This is a genomic window from Spirochaetota bacterium, from assembly GCA_035477215.1.
In the GTDB taxonomy this organism is placed as follows: Bacteria; Spirochaetota; UBA4802; order UBA4802; family UBA5368; genus MVZN01.
Window position 1 is genome coordinate 34673 of the sequence record DATIKU010000042.1, and the last position, 20458, is coordinate 55130.

Annotated in this window: 18 protein-coding genes and 1 rRNA gene; 9 read left to right on the forward strand and 10 right to left on the reverse strand. The window is 57.6% G+C overall.

The genetic code is table 11. The annotated features are described in order from the left end of the window. Positions 1 to 24 precede the first annotated feature (24 nt). Positions 25 to 1574: ribosomal RNA gene (locus VLM75_09920) — 16S ribosomal RNA — on the reverse strand. Between the two features lie 414 nt (positions 1575 to 1988). Beyond that, positions 1989 to 2447: a hypothetical protein gene (locus VLM75_09925; GenBank protein HSV97237.1), complete on the reverse strand. Its 459-nt coding sequence runs from the start codon at positions 2445 to 2447 to the stop codon at positions 1989 to 1991. Between the two features lie 198 nt (positions 2448 to 2645). Here VLM75_09925 and VLM75_09930 point away from each other — a divergent pair, with 198 nt between their 5' ends. Genes VLM75_09930 through mtnP form a run of 3 tightly spaced genes read left to right on the forward strand, consistent with a single transcriptional unit; the run spans position 2646 to position 5440 of the window. After that, positions 2646 to 4040 carry an FAD-linked oxidase C-terminal domain-containing protein gene (locus VLM75_09930; protein HSV97238.1) on the forward strand — a complete coding sequence of 465 codons (1395 nt, stop codon included), beginning with the start codon at positions 2646 to 2648 and terminating at the stop codon, positions 4038 to 4040. A gap of 8 nt (positions 4041 to 4048) precedes the next feature. After that, complete coding sequence (locus VLM75_09935) at positions 4049 to 4519, forward strand: response regulator (protein ID HSV97239.1); 471 nt, start codon at positions 4049 to 4051, stop codon at positions 4517 to 4519. Between the two features lie 60 nt (positions 4520 to 4579). Further along, positions 4580 to 5440: an S-methyl-5'-thioadenosine phosphorylase gene (mtnP, locus tag VLM75_09940; GenBank protein HSV97240.1), complete on the forward strand. Its 861-nt coding sequence runs from the start codon at positions 4580 to 4582 to the stop codon at positions 5438 to 5440. A 108-nt stretch (positions 5441 to 5548) separates the two neighbouring features. Here the strand turns inward: mtnP and VLM75_09945 are convergent, their stop codons facing one another. The 8 genes from VLM75_09945 to VLM75_09980 all read right to left on the reverse strand — a co-directional run bounded on the left by VLM75_09945 (position 5549) and on the right by VLM75_09980 (position 12947). Beyond that, the gene (locus VLM75_09945; protein ID HSV97241.1) at positions 5549 to 7672 is read right to left on the reverse strand and encodes a TonB-dependent receptor; all 2124 of its coding nucleotides are present in this window, start codon (positions 7670 to 7672) and stop codon (positions 5549 to 5551) included. 85 nt (positions 7673 to 7757) lie between these two features. After that, complete coding sequence (locus tag VLM75_09950) at positions 7758 to 8090, reverse strand: hypothetical protein (GenBank protein HSV97242.1); 333 nt, start codon at positions 8088 to 8090, stop codon at positions 7758 to 7760. Positions 8091 to 8094: 4 nt separating this feature from the next. After that, positions 8095 to 8655, reverse strand: coding sequence for an energy transducer TonB (locus VLM75_09955; protein HSV97243.1), 561 nt, complete (start codon positions 8653 to 8655; stop codon positions 8095 to 8097). Between the two features lie 10 nt (positions 8656 to 8665). Further along, positions 8666 to 9064 (reverse strand): biopolymer transporter ExbD, encoded by a 399-nt coding sequence (locus VLM75_09960; GenBank protein ID HSV97244.1) that lies wholly within the window; start codon positions 9062 to 9064, stop codon positions 8666 to 8668. After that, on the reverse strand, positions 9064 to 9825 hold the full coding sequence (locus tag VLM75_09965; GenBank protein HSV97245.1) for a MotA/TolQ/ExbB proton channel family protein: 762 nt from the start codon (positions 9823 to 9825) through the stop codon (positions 9064 to 9066). The genes VLM75_09960 and VLM75_09965 overlap by 1 nt, the downstream gene beginning before the upstream one ends. A gap of 149 nt (positions 9826 to 9974) precedes the next feature. Continuing rightward, positions 9975 to 10280 carry a hypothetical protein gene (locus tag VLM75_09970; GenBank protein HSV97246.1) on the reverse strand — a complete coding sequence of 102 codons (306 nt, stop codon included), beginning with the start codon at positions 10278 to 10280 and terminating at the stop codon, positions 9975 to 9977. Positions 10281 to 10654: 374 nt separating this feature from the next. Next, positions 10655 to 11431, reverse strand: coding sequence for an alpha/beta fold hydrolase (locus VLM75_09975; protein ID HSV97247.1), 777 nt, complete (start codon positions 11429 to 11431; stop codon positions 10655 to 10657). 4 nt (positions 11432 to 11435) lie between these two features. Then, positions 11436 to 12947, reverse strand: a complete 1512-nt coding sequence (locus VLM75_09980) for a 1-acyl-sn-glycerol-3-phosphate acyltransferase (protein ID HSV97248.1) — start codon at positions 12945 to 12947, stop codon at positions 11436 to 11438. 396 nt (positions 12948 to 13343) lie between these two features. Between VLM75_09980 and VLM75_09985 the strand changes: the two genes are divergently transcribed. The 6 genes from VLM75_09985 to VLM75_10010 all read left to right on the forward strand — a co-directional run bounded on the left by VLM75_09985 (position 13344) and on the right by VLM75_10010 (position 20391). Then, positions 13344 to 14957 (forward strand): acyl-CoA dehydrogenase family protein, encoded by a 1614-nt coding sequence (locus tag VLM75_09985; GenBank protein HSV97249.1) that lies wholly within the window; start codon positions 13344 to 13346, stop codon positions 14955 to 14957. Positions 14958 to 15474: 517 nt separating this feature from the next. After that, positions 15475 to 16266 (forward strand): efflux RND transporter periplasmic adaptor subunit, encoded by a 792-nt coding sequence (locus VLM75_09990; GenBank protein ID HSV97250.1) that lies wholly within the window; start codon positions 15475 to 15477, stop codon positions 16264 to 16266. An 11-nt stretch (positions 16267 to 16277) separates the two neighbouring features. Further along, on the forward strand, positions 16278 to 17510 hold the full coding sequence (locus tag VLM75_09995) for an FtsX-like permease family protein (GenBank protein ID HSV97251.1): 1233 nt from the start codon (positions 16278 to 16280) through the stop codon (positions 17508 to 17510). A 3-nt stretch (positions 17511 to 17513) separates the two neighbouring features. Then, positions 17514 to 18215, forward strand: a complete 702-nt coding sequence (locus VLM75_10000; protein HSV97252.1) for an ABC transporter ATP-binding protein — start codon at positions 17514 to 17516, stop codon at positions 18213 to 18215. Then, positions 18212 to 19684 carry a TolC family protein gene (locus tag VLM75_10005; protein HSV97253.1) on the forward strand — a complete coding sequence of 491 codons (1473 nt, stop codon included), beginning with the start codon at positions 18212 to 18214 and terminating at the stop codon, positions 19682 to 19684. Before VLM75_10000 ends, VLM75_10005 begins: the two co-directional genes overlap by 4 nt. Next, positions 19684 to 20391 carry a TetR/AcrR family transcriptional regulator gene (locus VLM75_10010; protein HSV97254.1) on the forward strand — a complete coding sequence of 236 codons (708 nt, stop codon included), beginning with the start codon at positions 19684 to 19686 and terminating at the stop codon, positions 20389 to 20391. The genes VLM75_10005 and VLM75_10010 overlap by 1 nt, the downstream gene beginning before the upstream one ends. The last annotated feature ends 67 nt before the right edge of the window (positions 20392 to 20458 follow it).

Consider the following 20458-nt stretch of genomic DNA (forward strand, 5'->3'; position numbering starts at 1 on the left):
GTCACTGTTTAAGTCTATCCTTTGAAAGGAGGTGATCCAGCCGCACCTTCCGATACGGCTACCTTGTTACGACTTCACCCCCCTCACCAGCTTCACCTTGGTGACCTTCCCCCCTTGCGGGTTAGATCAGCCACTTTGGGTGCTGCCGACTCGGGTGGTGTGACGGGCGGTGTGTACAAGGCCCGGGAACGTATTCACCACAGCGTTCTGATCTGTGATTACTAGCGATTCCAGCTTCATGCAGTCGAGTTGCAGACTACAATCCGAACTGAGACCGGTTTTTTGAGATTGGCTCCACCTCGCGGTCTTGCGACTCTTTGTACCGGCCATTGTAGCACGTGTGTAGCCCTGGACATAAGGGCCGTGATGACTTGACGTCGTCCCCACCTTCCTCCGGTTTATCACCGGCAGTTCCCCTAGAGTGCCCAGCATTACCTGGTAGCAACGAGGGGTAGGGGTTGCGCTCGTTGCGGGACTTAACCCAACATCTCACGACACGAGCTGACGACAGCCATGCAGCACCTCTGTACATGCCCGAAGGAGGGTGTATCTCTACACCTGTCATGCACAGTTCAAGCCCAGGTAAGGTTCTTCGCGTATCATCGAATTAAACCACATGCTCCACCGCTTGTGCGGGCCCCCGTCAATTTCTTTGAGTTTCATCCTTGCGGACGTACTCCCCAGGCGGTATACTTAATGCATTTGCGTCGGCACAGATGGCAAAACCACCTACACCTAGTATACAACGTTTACGGCGTGGACTACCGGGGTATCTAATCCCGTTCGCTCCCCACGCTTTCGCGCCTTAGCGTCAGTTCTAGGCCAGAGAGCCGCCTTCGCCACTGGTGTTCTTCCAGATATCTACGCATTTCACCGCTACACCTGGAATTCCGCTCTCCTCTCCCGAACTCAAGAGAACCAGTATTAGATGCAATTCACGGGTTGAGCCCGTGGCTTTCACACCTAACTTAGTTCCCCGCCTACACGCCCTTTATGCCCAATAATTCCGAACAACGCTCGCCTCATACGTATTACCGCGGCTGCTGGCACGTAGTTAGCCGAGGCTTTAGACAGGTACCGTCATCACAAGAAATATTACCCCTTGCTTATTCGTCCCTGCTTACTGGACTTTACAATCCGAAGACCTTCATCGTCCACGCGGCGTCGCTGCGTCAGGCTTTCGCCCATTGCGCAAAATTCTTAACTGCTGCCTCCCGTAGGAGTCTGGGCCGTATCTCAGTCCCAGTGTGACCGTTCACCCTCTCAGGCCGGTTACCCATCGTAGCCTTGGTGGGCCATTACCCCGCCAACAAGCTAATGGGCCGCGGACTCATCTCCAGGCGGTAGGCCTTGCGGTCCCCACCTTTAATAGCTGCTGCATATGCAGCCGCCATCTCATTCGGTATTAGCTACCCTTTCGGGTAGTTATCCCCATCCCAGAGGTAGATTATCCACGTGTTACTCACCCGTTCGCCACTCTCCCCTCAATGCAAGCACCGAGGTTCCCGTCCGACTTGCATGTTTAAGACGCGCCGCCAGCGTTCGTTCTGAGCCAGAATCAAACTCTCCGTAATAGAACGTATTGAGAGTTTTATTCGTTTCTAAAATTTGAAACTGACGTGAAACCTTTTACATACCACTACTACTCAGTTTTCAAAGAACCATCGTCAGGGGATAAAAAACCCCAGCTTTCTGGGAATCGACGTTTTAAAAAGGATTCGCTGTAAGCCGCTTGTGATTACAACATAGCTACGGGCCGTTTAGCCGTCAAGCTTTTTTGTAACTTTTCGGTCGACTTCGAGGAATTTTTAACTTTTTAAAGAACACCTGCAAACACCGCAAAGCGTAGAGAACATATAAATAGTATCGCACTTTTCGTCAAGAGAATTTTGCTTAAAATATAATTTTATAAATTATTTCACACCCGCCGCGTTTCAAGCCGGCCTCCGCCGACTTACACCCAAACGCCGTCGGCGACCGTGCTCCTTCTACCACCTTTTTTTCAGCATCTCCTCGTAGCCCTGCAGCATGAAAAAAGAGGCGCGGTCGAAATAGAGCACGACCCTGTTGTTGATATCGAGCGCCTGGACGTAAACATGCAGGTCTTCCTCGATCTTTTTTAGAACGAACATCCACAGATGGCGCTTCAGAAGCACCAGCGCCCTGTGCACCTGGGAGAAAGGTATCCCCTGCTTGTGCCGCTCGCGCCCCAGTTGACGGAATTTCTGCGCGATCTCCTCCTTCGGAAAATCCTTCACGATCCACTTGGAAATATCGCGGTAGATGGAGTTCGCCGATTCGTACACCATCTGGCGGTCCAGGTTCCGGTACGCGAAGGTGTCCGGGTTGCGGAGCAGATCGTTCATGAAGAGCTCGGTAATCTCCTGGTGATTTCCCTCGATAAGCTCGACGAACCGATTGGTCAGAATATCTCTTTTCCTTAACATGACCATCCTTAAATGAATAAACGAGAGGTTTTCGGCGTCGCGGCGTTACGGTGCAAGGCGCCGTGGAAATAACCTATATCGGAGCGACCGCTCAGTAAAGCCATTTTTATAATATGGCGACAAAAATAGTTATTGGAAAAGAAACGCTATATCGGGTATGGTTGCGGCGGAAACACACTGGCCGGCAACCATCCACCTATGAAAAGGCTGAACGAAAAAGCGCGCACGCTGCTCGCGAAAGCGATCGGAGCGGCGAACGTAATCGTGGAGGACGAGATCCTCGACCGGTATGCGCGTGACGAGACCTCCGACCTCGAACACGCCCCCGACATCCTCGTGCGCGTGTCCTCTGCCGTGGAGGCGAGCCGCGTGCTCAGAATATGCAACGATCTCGGCGTCCCGGTTACCCCGCGCGGGGCGGGGACGGGCGTAACCGGCGGTGCGGTCCCGGTTGCGGGCGGCGTGGTGCTCTCGCTCGAGCGGATGAACAGGATACTCGAGATCGACGAGCGCAACATGACGGCGCTTGTCGAGCCCGGCGTCATCACGGGCGACCTCCAGCGCGCGGCGAGCGAGCGGGGTCTCATGTATCCCCCGGACCCGGCAAGCCTTGATTCCTGCTCGATCGGCGGTAATGTCGCCGAGGGCGCCGGGGGGCCGCGCGCGGTCAAGTACGGCACCACGAAGGACTATGTCCTCGGCCTTGAATTCGTACTTCCCGACGGCGGCATCATCAACACCGGCGGCAAGTTCGTAAAAAACGCCACGGGCTTCAACCTGTGCGGTCTCCTCACCGGTTCCGAGGGCACGCTCGCCGTCATCACGAAAATTCTTCTGCGCCTCATTCCGGCGGCGCCCTTTACCATGGACCTCCTCCTTCCTTACGACACCCTCGAAGCGGCCGTGGATGATGTATACGCCATCATCGCGCGAAGGGTAGTTCCCGCCGCGCTCGAGTTCATGGAAGAGGACGCCATACGCATTACCGCGCGTCATCTCGGAGTGGACATGCCCTTTCCGGACGCGCGGGCGCACCTGCTGGTACAGTTGGATGGGACCTCCGAAGAGGAGGTGCGCAACCAGGTCGCCACAATCGCCGGCAGCGTGAGCGTCCCCGAAGAGCGGATCATCGCCGCCGAAAGCCGCGCCCAGAGCGAACGGATATGGAAGGCGAGGCGCACGATACGCGAGGCGATCACCGCGGAAAGCCCCGTCTTCCTGGCGGAAGACACGGTGGTGCCGCGCTCGGAGATCCCCGTCTTTTTAAAGAAGGTGAAGGAATTCCTTAACGGCAGAGGGCTGCGCTCGGTGATGTTCGGGCACGCCGGCGATGGGAATGTGCACATCGATGTGCTCATGGGCGCCATGTCCCGCACGGAATGGGACGGCCTGTTGCCCGTGTTGAAGAAGAACATCTATGCGACAGCGCTCGCGCACGGCGGAACCATCACCGGCGAACACGGAATCGGTTACACGCGCAGGGAGTATCTTGGCCTCGCACTCGGCGATGATGAGATCGCCCTGCTGAAAAGGATCAAGACCGCGTTCGATCCCCGCGGCATACTCAATCCGCGTAAAATTTTCGGGGACTGACGGCACACATGGCAGAACGGGAACACCGCCATCCGGCCCCACCGGCCGCGGACACTTCAGGCTGTACCGATCACTCCGACGCCGGCGTCGCGAAACCGGCGGGGTGCGTCTCGGTACTCGTGGCCGACGACGAGCCCGCCATCCGCGACCTCCTCACCACCGTCCTTGCGGGCATGGGCATAGGCAGGATCGACAGCGCCCAAAACGGCCTCGAGGCGTGCGAGCTCTGCCTCGGCAACGAGTACGATATCATATTCCTCGACGTATCGATGCCGGTGCTCTCCGGTGTCGACGCTTACAGGCGAATACGAGAGGCCCGTCCGTCCACGCGGGTCGTCTTTATAACCGGCCTTTACCAGGACGAGGAGCTGATTGAAAAGATCGGCGGCGAGCGCACCTGCGGCTATATCAGGAAGCCCTTCAATATCGCCGACATCCGCTCTATCGTCTCCTGCGTGGTTCGAGCCGGGATTACGTGAATTAATCTTGATTAAATAATCGCTGATCATTCAATGTCCAAAAATCCCAAGAGGTACCACATGACCAAGGCAAACATAGGCATTATCGGGGGTTCCGGCCTCTACCAGATCGACGGGATAAAGGTAATCGAAGAAACCACCGTCAGAACCCCGTGGGGCTATCCGTCCGATTCGATGGTCATCGCCGAGATCGGCGGGGTGCGGACCGCGTTTCTTCCGCGGCACGGGCGCGGGCACGTCCACCTGCCCCACGAAATCAATTACCGGGCGAATATCGCCGCGCTCAAGATGATCGGCGTCGAGAAGATCATCGCTTTCTCCGCCGTCGGGAGTCTCAAGGAAGAAATCCGCCCGCTCGATTTCGTCCTGCCCTCGCAGGTAATCGACCGCACAAAGGGCCGCGCATCGACTTTTTTCGGCGAGGGTATCGCCGCGCATGTCGCATTCGCCGATCCGTTCTGCGTCTCGCTCGACGGCATCATTGCGCCGGTCGCCACGGAGATGGGACTGAAACTCCATACCGGCGAAACGCTCGTGTGCATGGAGGGCCCGGCGTTCTCTTCGCGCGCGGAGAGCAACCTGTACCGCTCGTGGGGCGCGGGCGTCATCAACATGAGCACGCTTCCCGAGGCCAAGCTCGCGCGCGAGGCCGAGCTGTGCTACGCGGTGATCTGCATGAGCACCGACTACGACTGCTGGAAGATGGACGAGGAGCACGTCAGCGTCGAGATGGTGGTGGCCAACCTTAATAAAAACGCGGCCAACGCGCGCAATCTCATCAAGGCGATCGTGCCGCGCGCGGCCGGTATCGGCCACTGCGCCTGCAACGAGGCCGCGAAGTACGCCGTCATCACGGCGAAGGAGCGTTGGGACAAAAAACAGGCCAGGCGACTGAACTCCATTCTGCCCGAGTATTTCTGATGCCGCATCCTTACGGCCCGTTACCGGGAAAGGCCTACACCATAATTAAAAATAATCCCGTGCCGCCTCAGGCGGCACGGGATCGGGCGGTAGCACGCGTGGTTTAAATTATATGCCGACCCGCATGCCGAGATAATATGTTCTCGGTTTGACCGGGCCATAGATATACCCGGCATCCCTGGTGTCACCTTCATCGAGATCATCCTGATAGGAATCGCTTATATTGTCGACCCCGGCGAAGAGATCAGCGTGCCGGTACTCGTCGATTTTCCAGCGATACCGGAGCTGCGCATTAAGCACCAGGAACGTATCGGTCTTTTCCAGCCTGTTAAGCGGCGTTCCGACATCATGCTCCAGCTTCTGACTGCCGATGTACTGTGTGGAAAATGTAGCGGTCAGATCGCCTAAAAAAGCCTGCAGCATCGTGAATGCCGTCATCTCGGGAACGCGCAGCATGTCTTTCGTTGTGTCGTTATCGAACACCTGCTCTTCGGGTACGACCGCCTTCGCTATCCAGGTGCCCCCGAAACTGAAGCGTAGCAGATTTTTATACGAAAGCGATGCCTCGAGATTGCCGCCTATCACCTTCGAAGTGCCGTCCACATTATCACGCAGGAAATAATCGATATTGTCCACCACCAAGCTCGGCGCCGTGTAATCGACCTCCATCTTGTCCTTTATTGTGGTGTAGAAACCGCCGACCCCAAGGTCCACAAGGAAACCCCCGAAATGCGCGTCGGCGCTCAAATCGCAGCTGTACGACATGGATTTTTCCGCTTCAATATCCTCGCTGTTGATGATCACCTGCTGGTGGCCCGACCCGCTGGCCAGGGCTACTTCAATATGGAAGTCTTCGTCGAAGACCTGCGGCGCCTTGTAGCCGGCAGACACTCCTCCCCTAAGACGAAGGTGGTCCGAGAAGCGGAGGATCGCGCTCAGGCGCGGAGCGGCGACGATCTCGTTCATCTCGCTGTGTTTGTCGGCCCGGACGCCGGCAAGCAGGTTGACAACCTTTAAGCCCCAGTCGTACTGGGCATACGCTCCGTGGTTCTGATAATGCTCCTCGACCTCCCGGCCCATCCCCGGATTCTCGTCGTCGATTTTATCGCTCGTGTACTCGTAGCCCAGTGAAATGGTGTGGTTTTTCCTCGGCGTGATGTTCGCGTTCGCCCCTGTGGCGAAATAGGGGTTCTCGGTGTTGCCGTACAGGGTTACGTTATCCGGGAGGTTCAACGGATCTGCCGGATCGCCGGCCGGACCGTAATAGGTATGCCGCTTGCTTCGGGCGAAGGCGCCGAAGATCGCGTAGCTGAATAAATCGGACACCTCGTGCTCCAGTCGGAAATCGCCGGAATCCCTGTTGGTCTTGGCCTGCTCGCGTATATTCGAATCGAACGGCTCCTTGTCGAGATTGTTTCCGCCCTTGCGGTCCTCGTAAAGCGAATAAAAGTTATACGACAATTCCATCCCCTTCATGATATTGAGGTACCCGCTTGCGCCGAAGGTCTTGCTTTCGGTGCGCGCAAGGTCCGAATAGCCGTCGCCGTTGGCATCCCAGTCGTCCCGCTCCATCTTGGAGCCGAACACGGCGAGGCCCGCCTTTGCGTTACGCGACACCGCCGAGGCAAAGCCCGAAACCGTGTGCGCGAAGGCCTCGTCGCCTTTGACGAACTCCTGTTTGTAGGTAAGGCTCGCCTGGTTAGAGACCGGCTTGCGCGTGATTACATTGACAACTCCGCCGATCGCCCCGCTGCCGTACAGGGCTGACGCCCCCCCGCGCACGACCTCCACCCGGTCCACGAGTTCCACGGGAAACTGCTGTAAAAAATACACCCCGGCAAGCGAAGACAATGTGGGATAGCCGTTAAAGAGCATCTGCGTGTAATTACCCTCAAGCCCGTTTATACTCACGGTATTGGCGGCGCAATTCTGGCACTGGTTATCGGCAAGCAACCCCGTTTCCGCGTTCAGCGCGTCGAAAAGTGTACCCGCCCCCTTGGACTCCATCCTCTGGCGATCTATAAGATCGGTTTTTACCGGCGCGGTTTTCATGAACTTCTTCGTCTTGGTGCCCGTTACGACTATTTTAGAATCCGATTCCTCGGATTTATCGGCCTGATCCTTTTCAATTTCCGTTTCCACTTCGAACGCCATAAGCGCCGGCGATACGAAGCAGATAGCCACACCGAGCAGCGCGATGATTATCAACTTTTGCAAACGTCTTCTATTCATGCGTTGTATCCTCCATATTAAAAATTCATTGCCGCTTCGGACAGCGCTCCGCCGGGATGGCTGCCATCATGTCCGTTTTACGGCATTATGCGTCGGTTTTTCGCGTCGTCAGTATTGGAAGAGCGGTTTGGAAAGGCGGTGCCCTGATGGTGTTCGACCAGCCCGGCATGGTTTGCGGGAGCAGCGTACATGGATCGGTAACGTCATCTACCTGTACAAAGCACGCGATGACCGACAACAGCCCCCCCTGGAACTCGGCGCCCATGAAAGTGAGAGACTTGCAGAAAATATCTCCACCAACTCCGGGATGGGGGTCGAAGTGTTCTTTCGGCAGGGCGAAGGTGAGTGATGACGCCAGCAGAACGCCGATCGTAAGGGCATGGAACCGGGACGGCGAATGTCGGAGTGCTTTTTTCATCCTCTCACCACAGGGTGAACCTTATTTCCAGCCGGATCGTCATCTCCTCCTCCGCGAGCGCCGGGGGGAATGGCTCGAAGGGAAGAGATCTGGTGATGCTCGCGATGGCCGCGTCGGTCAGCGCCGGATACCGGGCGGGGCGCAGGATGGTCACCTTCTTAACGCTTCCGCTACGGGTGACGAGCAGGCGCACCGCCACGATCCCCTCGTGACCCTTCTTTTGCGAATCGTCGGGGTACAGCTTGTTGCGCTCGATTCTGGAGACAAGGTACGACACGTACCGCTGGCGGACGTCATCCGCCGTAAGATTGTCTTCCGCCACTCGCTTCTCGGCCTCGTCCTTTTCGAGCTCGCGGGGAATCTCGGAGACCCTGCGCACATGGTACTGCTCCTGCCCCCTGTTAAGATCGATGACCGTCCGCTCGGGTGAGGAAAACTCGATGCCGGTGACAACGGCGATGGCAATCGTCATCAGGAGGATTATCCCTCCCACGCGGTTGAGCATCGAGCCGCTCTCGAGATCTTTTAAAAAATCGAGGAACATTCTCTCGCGATCGAGTCGCATCTGCGTGCCCCTACCTCTTACGGTCATGCTCGACCGAGAAGCTGGTGGAACCCGCCAGCTTGGCGATATCAAGTATCTCCACAAAGGCCCCGTAGCTTATGGAAACATCCCCCTTAAAGATCACGTCGTATTTTCCAAGCTTCGCCATGCGATCCTGAAGCACCCCCTGCAGATCTTCTATCGCAACCAGGTCCTTGTTGACATACACCCGCCCCCTGGGGTCCACCGTAACGACCAGATCGACCTTCTCCAGCTTCTCCTTGAAGAGGGCCTTGGGAAGCTCCATCTTCAGCATCGGGGCGATGAAGTTCGAGCTCAGCATGAAGAAAATCAGCAGTTGAAAGATGATGTCGATGAGCGGCGCCAGCTCGATATGCGGATCGTTACGCCTGCCGCGAATGAATTCCATCAGACCGCCTCCTCCACAACCGTACCGGGACCGGACCCGAAGGAGATGGCATCGAGCCCGGATGACGCCTCCTCACACCCGTTGGTCGAGTCATAAAAGCGCTCGTTGAGATAGGTCACGGTATAACTCATGCCGTTTATCCTCTCGGAGATGAGCTTGTCGAGATACATGTAGGCCAGCTGCGCGGGAATCGCCACCGACAGGCCGGCCACGGTGGTGATGAGCGCCTCCCAGATGCCGCCCGCCAGCGACGAGACGTCGACCTGCCCTCCCATGTCGGCGATGACGGCGAAGGCGCTGATGATACCGGTGACCGTGCCGAGCAGTCCGAGCAGTGGCTCCACATGCGCCACGGCCGAAAGCCCGCGCATATGGCGCTCCATGCGCTCGACCTCCTCGGATCCCGTGCGCTTGAGGGCCTCCTCCCTCGATCGCGCGCCGCGGCCGAGGTTTTCCATATAGACCAGCACCAGCTTCACGTAGGGGCTTCGCTTCCACCGCTCCGCGTCGATCCTCTCCATCAGGCGGGAAAGTATGCCTTCGCCCCGCCTTTTCGCCTTGCCCTCGGGAACAACCAGAATATCGAGCCCTTCAAGGGGGCCGGCGGATAACCGTTCGACCAGCGCCTGCCTGAACAGCGTATATCGAACCGAGGTGAAATAAAAATACAGAAGACGCTCCACGGTAATCGCCAGGCCAAGGAAGGCCCCGGCGATGATCGGCCACATTACGGGGCCGCCTTTTTCTATCAATTCGAACATATTCACACTCCCTGAGGATATCGAGTCTCATACAAAGACTTGTATTTAATGACGCAAGGCTACTTCACATGGCGGCCGTTGGAGCCTTCTCCCGGAAAACATACTCGGGACCCTGTGTTCGCCTCTTTGGTACTGATCGGGGTGATGAGTCAGCGGGGAGGAGCCCTTGTGGGATCGGAACCACGAACGGGGTATGCGGGTAAAACAGCGAACACATAAACAATATGCCGCATATATACGGGATGCGTATCGACGAGAGTATCCGCATCCTGCGATCCATCCCCTATCGAGTAGAGGGATTTGCAGAAAACGTCCGCACCGACGCCAAAGTGAGGGTCGAAGGTCTCCCGCGGCAGAAAAAACGTCATCGCCGAGAGGAGGAACACAACCACCGCACCCCGCCTGAGCAGGGCCGGCGCATCCTTCCCGAAGATTTTACCCGCCGTTGTAATCATCGCACGTTCCGGAACCTATACACTGAAACCGCCGATCGACCCCCGTCAACCCTTTTGTTTGTCCGCCCGCGCCCGAGCAGCCGGGCCCTCCCTTAACAGTTTTCAATCACCCAGCCCGCACCGAACGGCCGGATTCATTCATAAGCCATTCAATAATATAGTTATCACACAATGTTAGTTTTATCTAATATTCGTCAAGCAAAATACCCGGGCGCCTCGAAAAATCAGGGCATTCATTATTCAAATAATAGTAGGTCCTGATATAACCGGCGGTTGCACCCACAGGGTAACTTCAAAAAACGAATTTATAGAGGTCCCCGCCTCTTTTCGATGCTGATCCTGCCTGAATTCCACTGGATGAGTGTAAACGGGGGCTACTTCTCGTGGAGAAATTTCCCTTCGGAGAGAAAAAAAAGCACATTGTCGGCCACCGCACGCTGCGCCAGGAGCGTGGAGTGCTGGCCTTTCAAAAGTATGAAGTCCTTCATCCCGGGCAGCTTCGTTTCTTCCACCTTCACCGTGCCGTCGTTATCGCCGGGAATGAACGGGTTGATTCCGACCTCGCTACCGAGGCCGCCCGCGATAACGCCGAACTCCGCGCGGGGCGGGGGAAGGAGAAGCGGATACGAATCGGGTGCGCCGGCCACCTGCTGCCCGGCCCTGCCGAACGCCCAGCGATAGGGCATCCATTTGCCCAGGTACGATGCGAGCGTCGAGCCCCGGTTTGGCGGCGCGATCATCACCACGCGGCCCGGGTTCGGGCACGCGTAATGCGCGAGGTAGTAGCGCACCACGATACCGCCCAGGCTGTGTGTGACAAAATGGAGCCTGCCTCGCTCCGGGGGAAGCTGTTGTACGGTCTGGTGGAGCAGCTCGGCGATGTCCTCTATCGATTCGCGGGTGCTCGGATAACCGAAATTGATTACGCGGTAACCCCGCTTTGCAAGGGCCGTCTCGATCTTCGCCATGGAGCGCGGACTGCGGAATATGCCATGCAGAAGGATGACCCATTCACCGTCCCGCCCGTTTTCGATTTCTCTCACCGCGGCGTCCTCTCCATGTTTTCCCGAGCGGTTGAAATACAACCATGCCGCCGCCAGGACGGCGACCCCGGCGACGAGTACGACGCCGATCGTTCCGGGACGACCCATGATCTCACCCCAGCAACCGGTCGAGCGAATTTGAATAATACTCCAGGAGCACCGATCTGCCGGGATTGACAACGAGTCTTCCATTTTTAATTGAAATTATTTTACGGCGGACAAGGACGTCGAGCGCCGCCTCCACGGTCTCGAGCGACTGCTCGAATTCGAGCAGGTCTTCCTCGAAATCCACGAGCTCTCTGGTGCGGCCCACTTTTTCACGCTCCATGCCGTCGATGATCTTCCGGCTGCTTTCGAAGGCCCGCCCGTGCACCAGGCGCCCGCCTTTAGCCCTGCACTTCTTCCGCAGCTCCGCCACCTTCATGGCGAGCTCGGTCCTGGTGAGCTTGTCCTTGCCCAGGAGCACGAGAGCGCGCGCCGTAACGCAGACGGGCGTTACGGGTATCGCCTTCCCTATGCGGTTCAGCAAACTGTCGGCGAAGTGCTGCACCCGCTCAAGCCGCGCTTCCCTGGGGAGGTCGAAAAGGTTTTTCTTTTCCCTGGCGAGGAACTCCGAAAGGAACACCGGGTCGCCGAAGCTTACGCTTGCCGAGCCGTGCTGTTTGAGCCTCCCGCTCGCATAACGCGCCAGGTTGAAGAAGAGAAGCAGCGGCCCCTTGCCGATTACGCGCAAGAGAGTCTTAGTGTGTTCGCGGAAGCCGCTTTTCTCCTTTCCCTTCTTCCACTCCTGGATAAGGGTCCGGTCTTCGAGCACCCAGTCGTAATTGATCGCCGCCGGAACGAAAACGAGCTCGCGCATAAAGTCCGGTTTCTTTTTAATTCCGATGATGTAGTCGAGTATGCCGATCTTCGCCGCCCGGAGTCGCCCATCGCGCGAGAGCCCACCTTCGAGGAAGATGCCCTGCGTGACTCCCTGGAGGCTTATGAGCTGCACGTATTTTTCGAGCACCAGGTGATAGAGCTTCTCCCGATAACACCGGCGTATAAAATACGCCCCGAAAGACTTGAAGATGTACTCCAGCGGCCATACCCGGGCCCACTCCCCGACGGCATAGCTCAGGGATATCTGCCGGGCCAGCATGTAGGCTACGAGGATGTAGTCGATATTGGAGCGATGGTTCATGACGAACACCACAACGCTGTCCTGAGGGATTTTCTTGAGTTTCTCGGCGTTTTCGCGGTCGATCACCACTTCGTAGATCATGTTGAGAAAGGAGTTGGCCACCCAGTAGCCCAGTTTGTAATAGGAGAGGAGGTTGAAGAACGGCACAATCTCTTCTATGTATCCTTCCACCTGGCCCTGGACATCGCGAATTTTAGCGTCTTTCTCGCGCGCGTGATCGATGATGCCCTGATGTACTTCGGTATCGTTCATGAGTTCGTGTTTGATGATCACCTTCTGCATGAACTTGTATTTGTCGAGGCGAACCCGGTTGTCGTCGAGATAATCGCGCACTGAGCGATGGAGGCGTTCCCGCACCGCGCCAATGGTGATTGCACGAAGCACCTCGTAGGCGACCAGCACCCCGAGTGCGATGAGTATGTAGCTACCGGTACCGTTCATGGAGCCTGTCTTTTCTCAATTTGGACTTTCCCGCCAAGCGGTCATGGTATACAATAAAACCACGCGCTTATCAAGCAAATATCGGATTTGTTTAATGGAGTTGCCGGGCAAGCATGAGATAGAGCGGGTTTTTCCCGGATTTTCACCAGGGCTCATTATGGGCGCCGGCACCGGGGGGAGGATCCCCCCACAATCGGGCGCTTAATCGCTTGACAGACTGCCGACCATGTAAACGATGTTTACATGGCAAAACATCATTTACAACAGAGTTGCCACAAGACAGGATGCAGGGTGGATTCCCCTCCACAGACGATGAATCCGGTGTTCGCAAAATCTGCATCAATTCAATGTTCCCGGTGAAATCGCCGGCAGACCATACGTAAGAGGAGGTGCGGTATGTCGCTCCCCGACCGTAACAATCCCTACAGCTTTAATGAATATCTTGAATGGAGAAAAGACGTGGACTACTACCGGGACGATCCCTTCGTCCAGTCTGCGCTGCGGCGTTTCGCGGGCGACGGGTGGCCGGCAGCGGACGCGGCCGCGCGCTCGATATCGCCGAAGGCGTCGTACCGCTGGCGAGATTTCGCCGACGCCATTGCCGTTCCCGAGAAGCGCCCCTACATGACACACTATGACGGGCACGGAAACCGCATCGACCGGATCGTGCGGCCGCGCGAAACCGAGATCATGGAGCGGGAGATTTTCGGCGAAGCCCTTTTCTCGGAAAAGACGCCTCCATGGGTGAAACTCATCAAGATGTACCTGGTCTATCAGAACGGCGAGGCCTGCGTGGCATGCCCCATTACCTGCACCGAGGGCATGGTGGAGCTATTGCGAAAGTTCGCCGATACACCCGAGCTCAAAGATATCCTTGCCCACACGGCGGAAGGGAACGACGGCGAGTTTGCAATCGGCGCGCAGTACCTCTCAGAGATACAGGGCGGTTCCGATGTGCCTTCCAACGTGCTCGAGGCGGTCCGGGAGGGCGATGCATGGCGCCTGTACGGCACAAAGTTTTTCTGCTCGGCCACACATGCCGACTACGCCGTGGTGACGGCGAAGCCCGCGGGATCGGAGAAGGTGGCACTCTTCGTCGTGCCATCATGGCTTCCCGAAGACAAAGAACGCGAACGGCGCAACGGTTACACGATCGACCGGATCAAATGGAAGATGGGAACAAGCGAGCTCACCACCGCGGAGCTTACGTTTAACGGCGCACGCGCGTATCCCGTCGGCCCGCTGGACCGGGGCGTGGCGAATGTTGTCGGGATCGTGCTCACCTACTCGCGCCTCACCGTGGGGCTTTCGGCCGCGGCCTTCATGACCGCGGCGGTGCGACAGGCGATGCGGTACGCTGAGTTCCGGGAGGCCTTCGGCGTCAGGATAGCGAATTTCCCCATGCTCGCCGGGCAGATCGGGGCGATTGATCGGACGGCGAAGAGGACGACCGCCGGAGCGTTCAGGCTTTACCGCGACTTCCTTTCGCTTGAAGGGGGGCTTAAGGGCGGGCTTGTCGCCGACGAGCCCGAAGAGCGGAGGCGCCGGCGCTTCGCCATGCGCGAGCTCATCATGCTGCAGAAGATAACGGCCTCGTTCGACGCGGTGGATGTAATCCGGACCGCCATGTCGGTCTTCGGCGGCCACGGCGTGATGGAGGATTTCTCGAACCTGCCGCGCCTGTACCGCGACTCGGCGGTAAACGAGCTTTGGGAGGGGCCGCGCAACGTCCTCCTCACACAGATACACCGCGACTTTCAGCGCGCGGCCGAATGGTACCGGCCCGAGGACTTCGTGCGCGACGCGATCGGCGACTGCGACGAGGCGCTGAAGAAGGACCTGGCGCGCGAGCTCGCCGACTGCGTCGCCCGCGCCGACCTTTTCAGCATGGATGCCGAAACCATGGATATCTGCGGGCGCTGGGGAAGCCTCTGCCACCGGCTCTATCACGCCTACCAGGAATGCGCTCTCAGGGAGGTGGAGGAAGGGGCGGAGGTGGCCGCCGGGTAACGCGCCGCAAACGGCCGTTATGAATTCAACCCGATCGCGACAGCGAACCGGCTCGGTCCAGTTATTTCCGCAATAAACTCAGACGGGTACATGGGGCCGCGGGGTTACTACGGCCCCCGGGCCCGATTGCGCGGTGTATTCGATCGACGAAAGACGCTCCCTTTACTTTGAATTAGCTCGCCGTTCAATGCCCTTGGGCGGAGGGTCAGGCTCTCTTCCCCTGCCGCCTGAAACTTTTTATTTTAGGCCTGCGTGGTATATGGCTTCCACAATCCGGCGGCCCAGCCCGCGGGAATCGCCTTGGCGGTTAAAGAACATCGTACCAAAGCACCAAGCCCGCTCGGAACGAAATAATTCCGGTTCATCGAGGGCGCCATGGAACCGCCGGAAACCGTCAGATCGGAAAGGCCCACCTTCCTATAAAAAAACTTGACCGGAAAATGGCCGAAGGATATATTTAAATACTTATTTAAAAATATTGAATATCTGTTTAACTATGATGATCGGTGTTCGATAATTGAAGAGTACGGCACCCCGCATAAAAATCGCCATTGTTGCGGTCCTGCTTCTCGCAGCGACGGGGGCGGCCGTATACCTGCTCGGCGACAATGCTTATTTTAACCGCAACAACCGCGTCAAACCACGCGTGGGCCCGATCGTTGAGGCCATCTACGCCCTCGGCACCGTGAAGTCCGAAAATGTTTACAACCTCAAAATGGGCGTCTCCACCACGGTGACGAAGCTGCATGTAAGGGAAGGACAGGATGTCCGGAAGAACGCGCCGCTCGCTTCGGTGGATACCGGCATGCTCGTTCGCGCGCCGTTCGCGGGCACGGTCACCCGAATATACAGCGAGGAGGGTGAAGTGGTGATGCCGGGCGTCCTGCTCCTCACCCTCATGGACCTCTCTAAAAAATATGTGCAGCTTTCGCTGGACCAGAATTCGGCCCTTCGGGTTAAAAAGGGACTCAAGGCGGAGCTCAGCTTCGAAACGCTGAGAGGAAAACTCCTGCATGGCATGGTGGAGAGCGTCTATCCATCCGGAGGACAGTTTCTCGCCCGCATCGACGTACAAGGGATGCCGCCCGAGATACTACCGGAGATGACGGCGGATGTGGCCATAGAAGTCTCGCGCAGGGAAAGCGCGCTCCTGGTCCCCCTGTCATCGGTAAACAACGGCTCTATTACCGTTGATCGCGAAGGGAAACTGCGGCAGATCAGGGTCTCCATCGGGGCGATTGACGGCGCATGGGGCGAGGTGATCGAAGGCGACATCCAGGCCACGGACGTGCTGGTCCTCGGGCGTTGAGGTGAACCGACATGCTCTACCTGGCCATCCGCCACCTCGTGAACAGACCCCACCAGACCATCCTCACCTTCATCGGCCTTATCCTCGGCGCGGCCGGGTATATCGTCTTCTCGGGCCTTCAGATCGGCTACAGCGATTACGTTGTGGACCGCCTGGTGAACGTGGACGCCTACGTGCGGATATCCCCCCGCGACTCCATAATCAACGATGAAACCTTCAAGGACATCTTTTTCCCCGGCGCCGCGGTCAGGTGGCTTCGCCCCCCGTCGGGCAGGGTGTACAACTCGTATCTTTCGAACATACAGGGATGGTTCGAGCGGCTCAAGGCGGAAAGCGACGTTGTGGCATATTCGCCGCAGCTCATCCGGGAAGTGATCTTTTCGAACGGGAAGTTTTCATATCCCGTACGGCTTGTTGGAGTAAACACGGCCACGCAGCGGAAGGTCACCAACATGGAACGCGACATCGTCGAGGGCTCGCTGGACGATATCTCCCGCGGCGATTCGCTCATTCTGATCGGCAGAGACCTCATGAAGCGGCTCGGCGCCCATCAGTACGGAACGGTCAACGTCATCAATCCCGACGGCACCGTGTACCAGGCCAAGATCGTAAGCGTATATCATACCGGCATAAAGGAGATCGATTACCGGTTTGCGTATTCTTCGCTCTCCACGGTGCAGAAGATCACCCGCTCGCCCGGGGAAATCTCGAGCATCGTGGTGCGCCTGGCCGACGTCAACGCATCGGCCGCGACCGCCACGCGCTGGCAGATGTTGAGCAGCGACAAGGTCGAGAGCTGGGACCAGTCAAAAGAGGACATACGCGTGACGCTGAAGACACAGGGGATTGTACGTAACGCCACGACCTTCACCATCATGCTGATCATCGCCTTCGGCATTTACAACATATTGAACATGGTCGTGAACCAGAAGAAGCGGGAGATCGCGATCCTCAGGAGCCTTGGCTTCAGCGAGGGGGAGACAATATTCCTCTTCCTGGTGCAGGGGATGATTCTCGGGCTCGGCGGGGGTCTCTTTGGAATGCTGGTCGGGGGGATCGCCTGCCACTACATCGAGCAGATCAAGATCGGCGTTGGCGCGGGCCACATGCCCATGTCCTGGGACGCGGCCATCTATCTCAAGGCCTTTTCGATCGTGCTGATATCCTCGATAATAGCCAGCTTTCTCCCGGCCCGCAATGCCGGCCGGCTCTCACCGATCGAAATAATACGGTGGTCCGCGTAGCCCATGAACGCGATAGAATGCAAAAGGCTCGTAAAGAACTTCGGGGACCCGCCCACCGAGGTGCTGCGTTCCGTTTCCTTCTCCGTCAAAGAAGGCGAGTTTGTGGCCATCACGGGCCGGTCCGGGTCCGGAAAGTCGACGCTGCTCTACGTGATGAGCGGACTGGACAATCCCACCGCCGGCGAGGCGAGGATCTTCGGCGAGAACATCCACGGCCTGGAAAAAAACAGGCTGCACCGGTTCCGCAACCTCCGCATGGGATTCGTCTTCCAGTTCCACTACCTGATACCGGAGCTCACCGCACTCGACAACATCCTCATGCCGGCGAGAAAATACGGAAAGGAAAAGGAGAAGCGCTCCCGGGCGCTCGATTTCCTCTCTCAGTTCGAGCTCGGACACTGCACCAACAAATACCCGTCCCAGATGTCCGGCGGCGAGCAGCAGCGGGTCGCGGTGGCCAGGGCGCTTTTAATGGAGCCCGACATACTCTTCGCCGACGAGCCCACGGGGAACCTTGATTCAGTCAACGGGGAAAAGGTGCTCAGGATTTTTGAGAAGATAAACCGCGAACACCGGGCCACAATCATGCTTGTCACCCACGAGAATGATTTCGCCGCCCGGGCCGCCCGCGAAATACACCTTATGGACGGCAAAATCGTGTATGATAGAATCCAGGAACACGGCCGCACGGGGGCGGCGCCGTGAAGAAACCCCTCCTTTCCCGCGCCTTTATGGCATTCATGCTTGCGTTTTTCGTTTTGGCCGCGGGCGGGGTTGTTCGCTCCGCGGAGCCGGTGCTTTCGCTTTGCGAGTTCCTCGAACGGGCGACGGTGAACAATCCCGACATATTCGCCCAACTGGACCGGCTGAGGGAATCGGAGGCCCTGGAACAGCAGAGCCGTGCGGTGTACGACATCGTCTTCAACCTGCACTACTCCCGCCTTTACGACCGGCCCTTTTCCGAGTACTCGTCGGTCAAAATCCGCGAACAGACCACCGACAGCGCGGGCGCGGCGCTGCAGTGGAACGTGCCGCATACCGGCACGCGCCTGCGCGGCGGCTTCGACTACCACCTCAACCGGATCACAATGGACGCGCCGTCGACGGTGCCGCCCTTCCCGATGGAGCGCATAACGGCGGACCTCTACAATCCCGATATATTCATCGAAGTCCAGCAGCCCCTGCTCAGGAACTGGCTGGGCGTCGTCGACTCCTTCCCGCTCAGGCAGTCGCGGCTTAACCGCCGGATCATGCGGGAGACCGTGGACGAGAGCGTTGAGGTCATCATGGCCGACCTCTACGGCCTGTATATCAGCTGGCACCTCTCCCACAGCCAGCTCGCAATCTACGAGAAGAACGTGGCCAACAGCGGAATATTGCTCCGCCAGGTCGTCCAGCGCTACCGCAACGGGCTCGCCGACCTCTCCGACCTGAGCAAGACACGTATCATGAACATCGAATTCATCAAGGCGAGAGATCTGCAGAAAGCCCGCTTCGAAAACCTCAGTATGAAAATAAGCCGGTGGTACTATGGACAGGACCGGTCCGGGGCCCTGCCGCGCCATACCCCTGAAACAGGGCTTTCCGTCCCCCGGCTACCGGATTCCCCCTTCGACATCGGGCGCACCCGGCAGATGCGTATACTGAATCTCACACGGCACCTCCTGGAACAGAAGCTGGAAAAAGAGAAAAGCGAGCTCCTGCCCGATCTCTCCGCGATGTTCTCCTATCGCCTCCGCAACTATGACCTTAACCGTAACGAGAGCGTCCAGTCCTACAACTACAACACCTACTCGGCGGGGCTTGTCTTCGCCTATCCGCTGGGCAACAACCTCGCCGGGGGCAGGGTCGAGGAGACGCGCGCCGCCATTAAAAAGTGGGGGCACGAAGCCGCGGCTTTCGAGCGGAACCTCTCCCAGGCCTGCACGGAAACGCGGCGCATGATCCGGACCTATGCAGCCATTCTGGAGCAGGACGGCGAACTTTTGAGCAACGCCCTGGTTCAGCTCGAGACGGAGGAGCGCAAGTATCGCCAGGGAAGGACCGATCTTTATTTCGTCATACAGGCGCGCAACTCGCTCCTGAACTACGAGCTGCTGCGCATAACCGATTACGCCCAATCTAAATCCCTCGAGATCCAACTGCTCGGGTTGATGGACCAGATCAGAAAATAATGAAACAGAAATCAAAATCGAAGACCGCGCCGAGCGGGCGCATCATCGAAGCCGCGAAGGTCGAATTCGCGGAGCGGGGTCTCACGGGATCGCGCGTCGAATCGATCGCCCGTCGCGCCGGGGTGAACCCGGCGCTGGTGCTCTACTATTTCAAATCCAAGGACGCGCTCTATACCGCCATACTCAGGGAAATATTCGGCGAGCTGGACCGGGAGAACCTGATCGTCCGGCTGAAGGATTTCCAACTGAGACCGCCGCAAAAGCTCTATATCGCGGTGTATCTCGTCGTGCGGCTTTTTCTCAAACCACGCGATCCCGATTACTACCGGATAGTTTTCCACGAGCTGGCGGATGGCGGCGTGCATATAAAAAAGATGGCGCTGGAATTCATCATTCCCGAGCGGCGCGAGATGGTGCTGCAGATCATCCGCGATGGCATCGAGACCGGCGACTTCAGGCCGTGCAACCCGCTGCTCGTCGTCCACGGCATATTCTCGTATGTCACAAACCTCGTGCTTTTCAGCAATCTGTACAACGAGACGGCCCTGAAGGAGCTGCTGTACGGCGGGAATTCCGAATCGGTCGTGCTCGATCACATTCTGCAGCAGGTCTTTATCGGGCTCGATCCCGGCAGAAAAAACGTCCGTCTCCCCGAAATGCCGGGGGAGATACTGCAGTTTCTTGATGAAATAATCAAAAACTACTGATGCGGCATGCACTCATCCACAAACCACCGGCCTGGAATCAACGTCCCCCCTCCAAATTTCCGTCGAA

Coding starts and splice junctions, on each gene's coding strand:
- VLM75_09925 (HSV97237.1), bottom strand. CDS start 2,447: ATGTTAAGGAAAAGAGATATTCTGACCAATCGGTTCGTCGAGCTTATC.
- VLM75_09930 (HSV97238.1), top strand. CDS start 2,646: ATGAAAAGGCTGAACGAAAAAGCGCGCACGCTGCTCGCGAAAGCGATC.
- VLM75_09935 (HSV97239.1), top strand. CDS start 4,049: ATGGCAGAACGGGAACACCGCCATCCGGCCCCACCGGCCGCGGACACT.
- mtnP (HSV97240.1), top strand. CDS start 4,580: ATGACCAAGGCAAACATAGGCATTATCGGGGGTTCCGGCCTCTACCAG.
- VLM75_09945 (HSV97241.1), bottom strand. CDS start 7,672: ATGAATAGAAGACGTTTGCAAAAGTTGATAATCATCGCGCTGCTCGGT.
- VLM75_09950 (HSV97242.1), bottom strand. CDS start 8,090: ATGAAAAAAGCACTCCGACATTCGCCGTCCCGGTTCCATGCCCTTACG.
- VLM75_09955 (HSV97243.1), bottom strand. CDS start 8,655: ATGCGACTCGATCGCGAGAGAATGTTCCTCGATTTTTTAAAAGATCTC.
- VLM75_09960 (HSV97244.1), bottom strand. CDS start 9,064: ATGGAATTCATTCGCGGCAGGCGTAACGATCCGCATATCGAGCTGGCG.
- VLM75_09965 (HSV97245.1), bottom strand. CDS start 9,825: ATGTTCGAATTGATAGAAAAAGGCGGCCCCGTAATGTGGCCGATCATC.
- VLM75_09970 (HSV97246.1), bottom strand. CDS start 10,280: ATGATTACAACGGCGGGTAAAATCTTCGGGAAGGATGCGCCGGCCCTG.
- VLM75_09975 (HSV97247.1), bottom strand. CDS start 11,431: ATGGGTCGTCCCGGAACGATCGGCGTCGTACTCGTCGCCGGGGTCGCC.
- VLM75_09980 (HSV97248.1), bottom strand. CDS start 12,947: ATGAACGGTACCGGTAGCTACATACTCATCGCACTCGGGGTGCTGGTC.
- VLM75_09985 (HSV97249.1), top strand. CDS start 13,344: ATGTCGCTCCCCGACCGTAACAATCCCTACAGCTTTAATGAATATCTT.
- VLM75_09995 (HSV97251.1), top strand. CDS start 16,278: ATGCTCTACCTGGCCATCCGCCACCTCGTGAACAGACCCCACCAGACC.
- VLM75_10000 (HSV97252.1), top strand. CDS start 17,514: ATGAACGCGATAGAATGCAAAAGGCTCGTAAAGAACTTCGGGGACCCG.
- VLM75_10010 (HSV97254.1), top strand. CDS start 19,684: ATGAAACAGAAATCAAAATCGAAGACCGCGCCGAGCGGGCGCATCATC.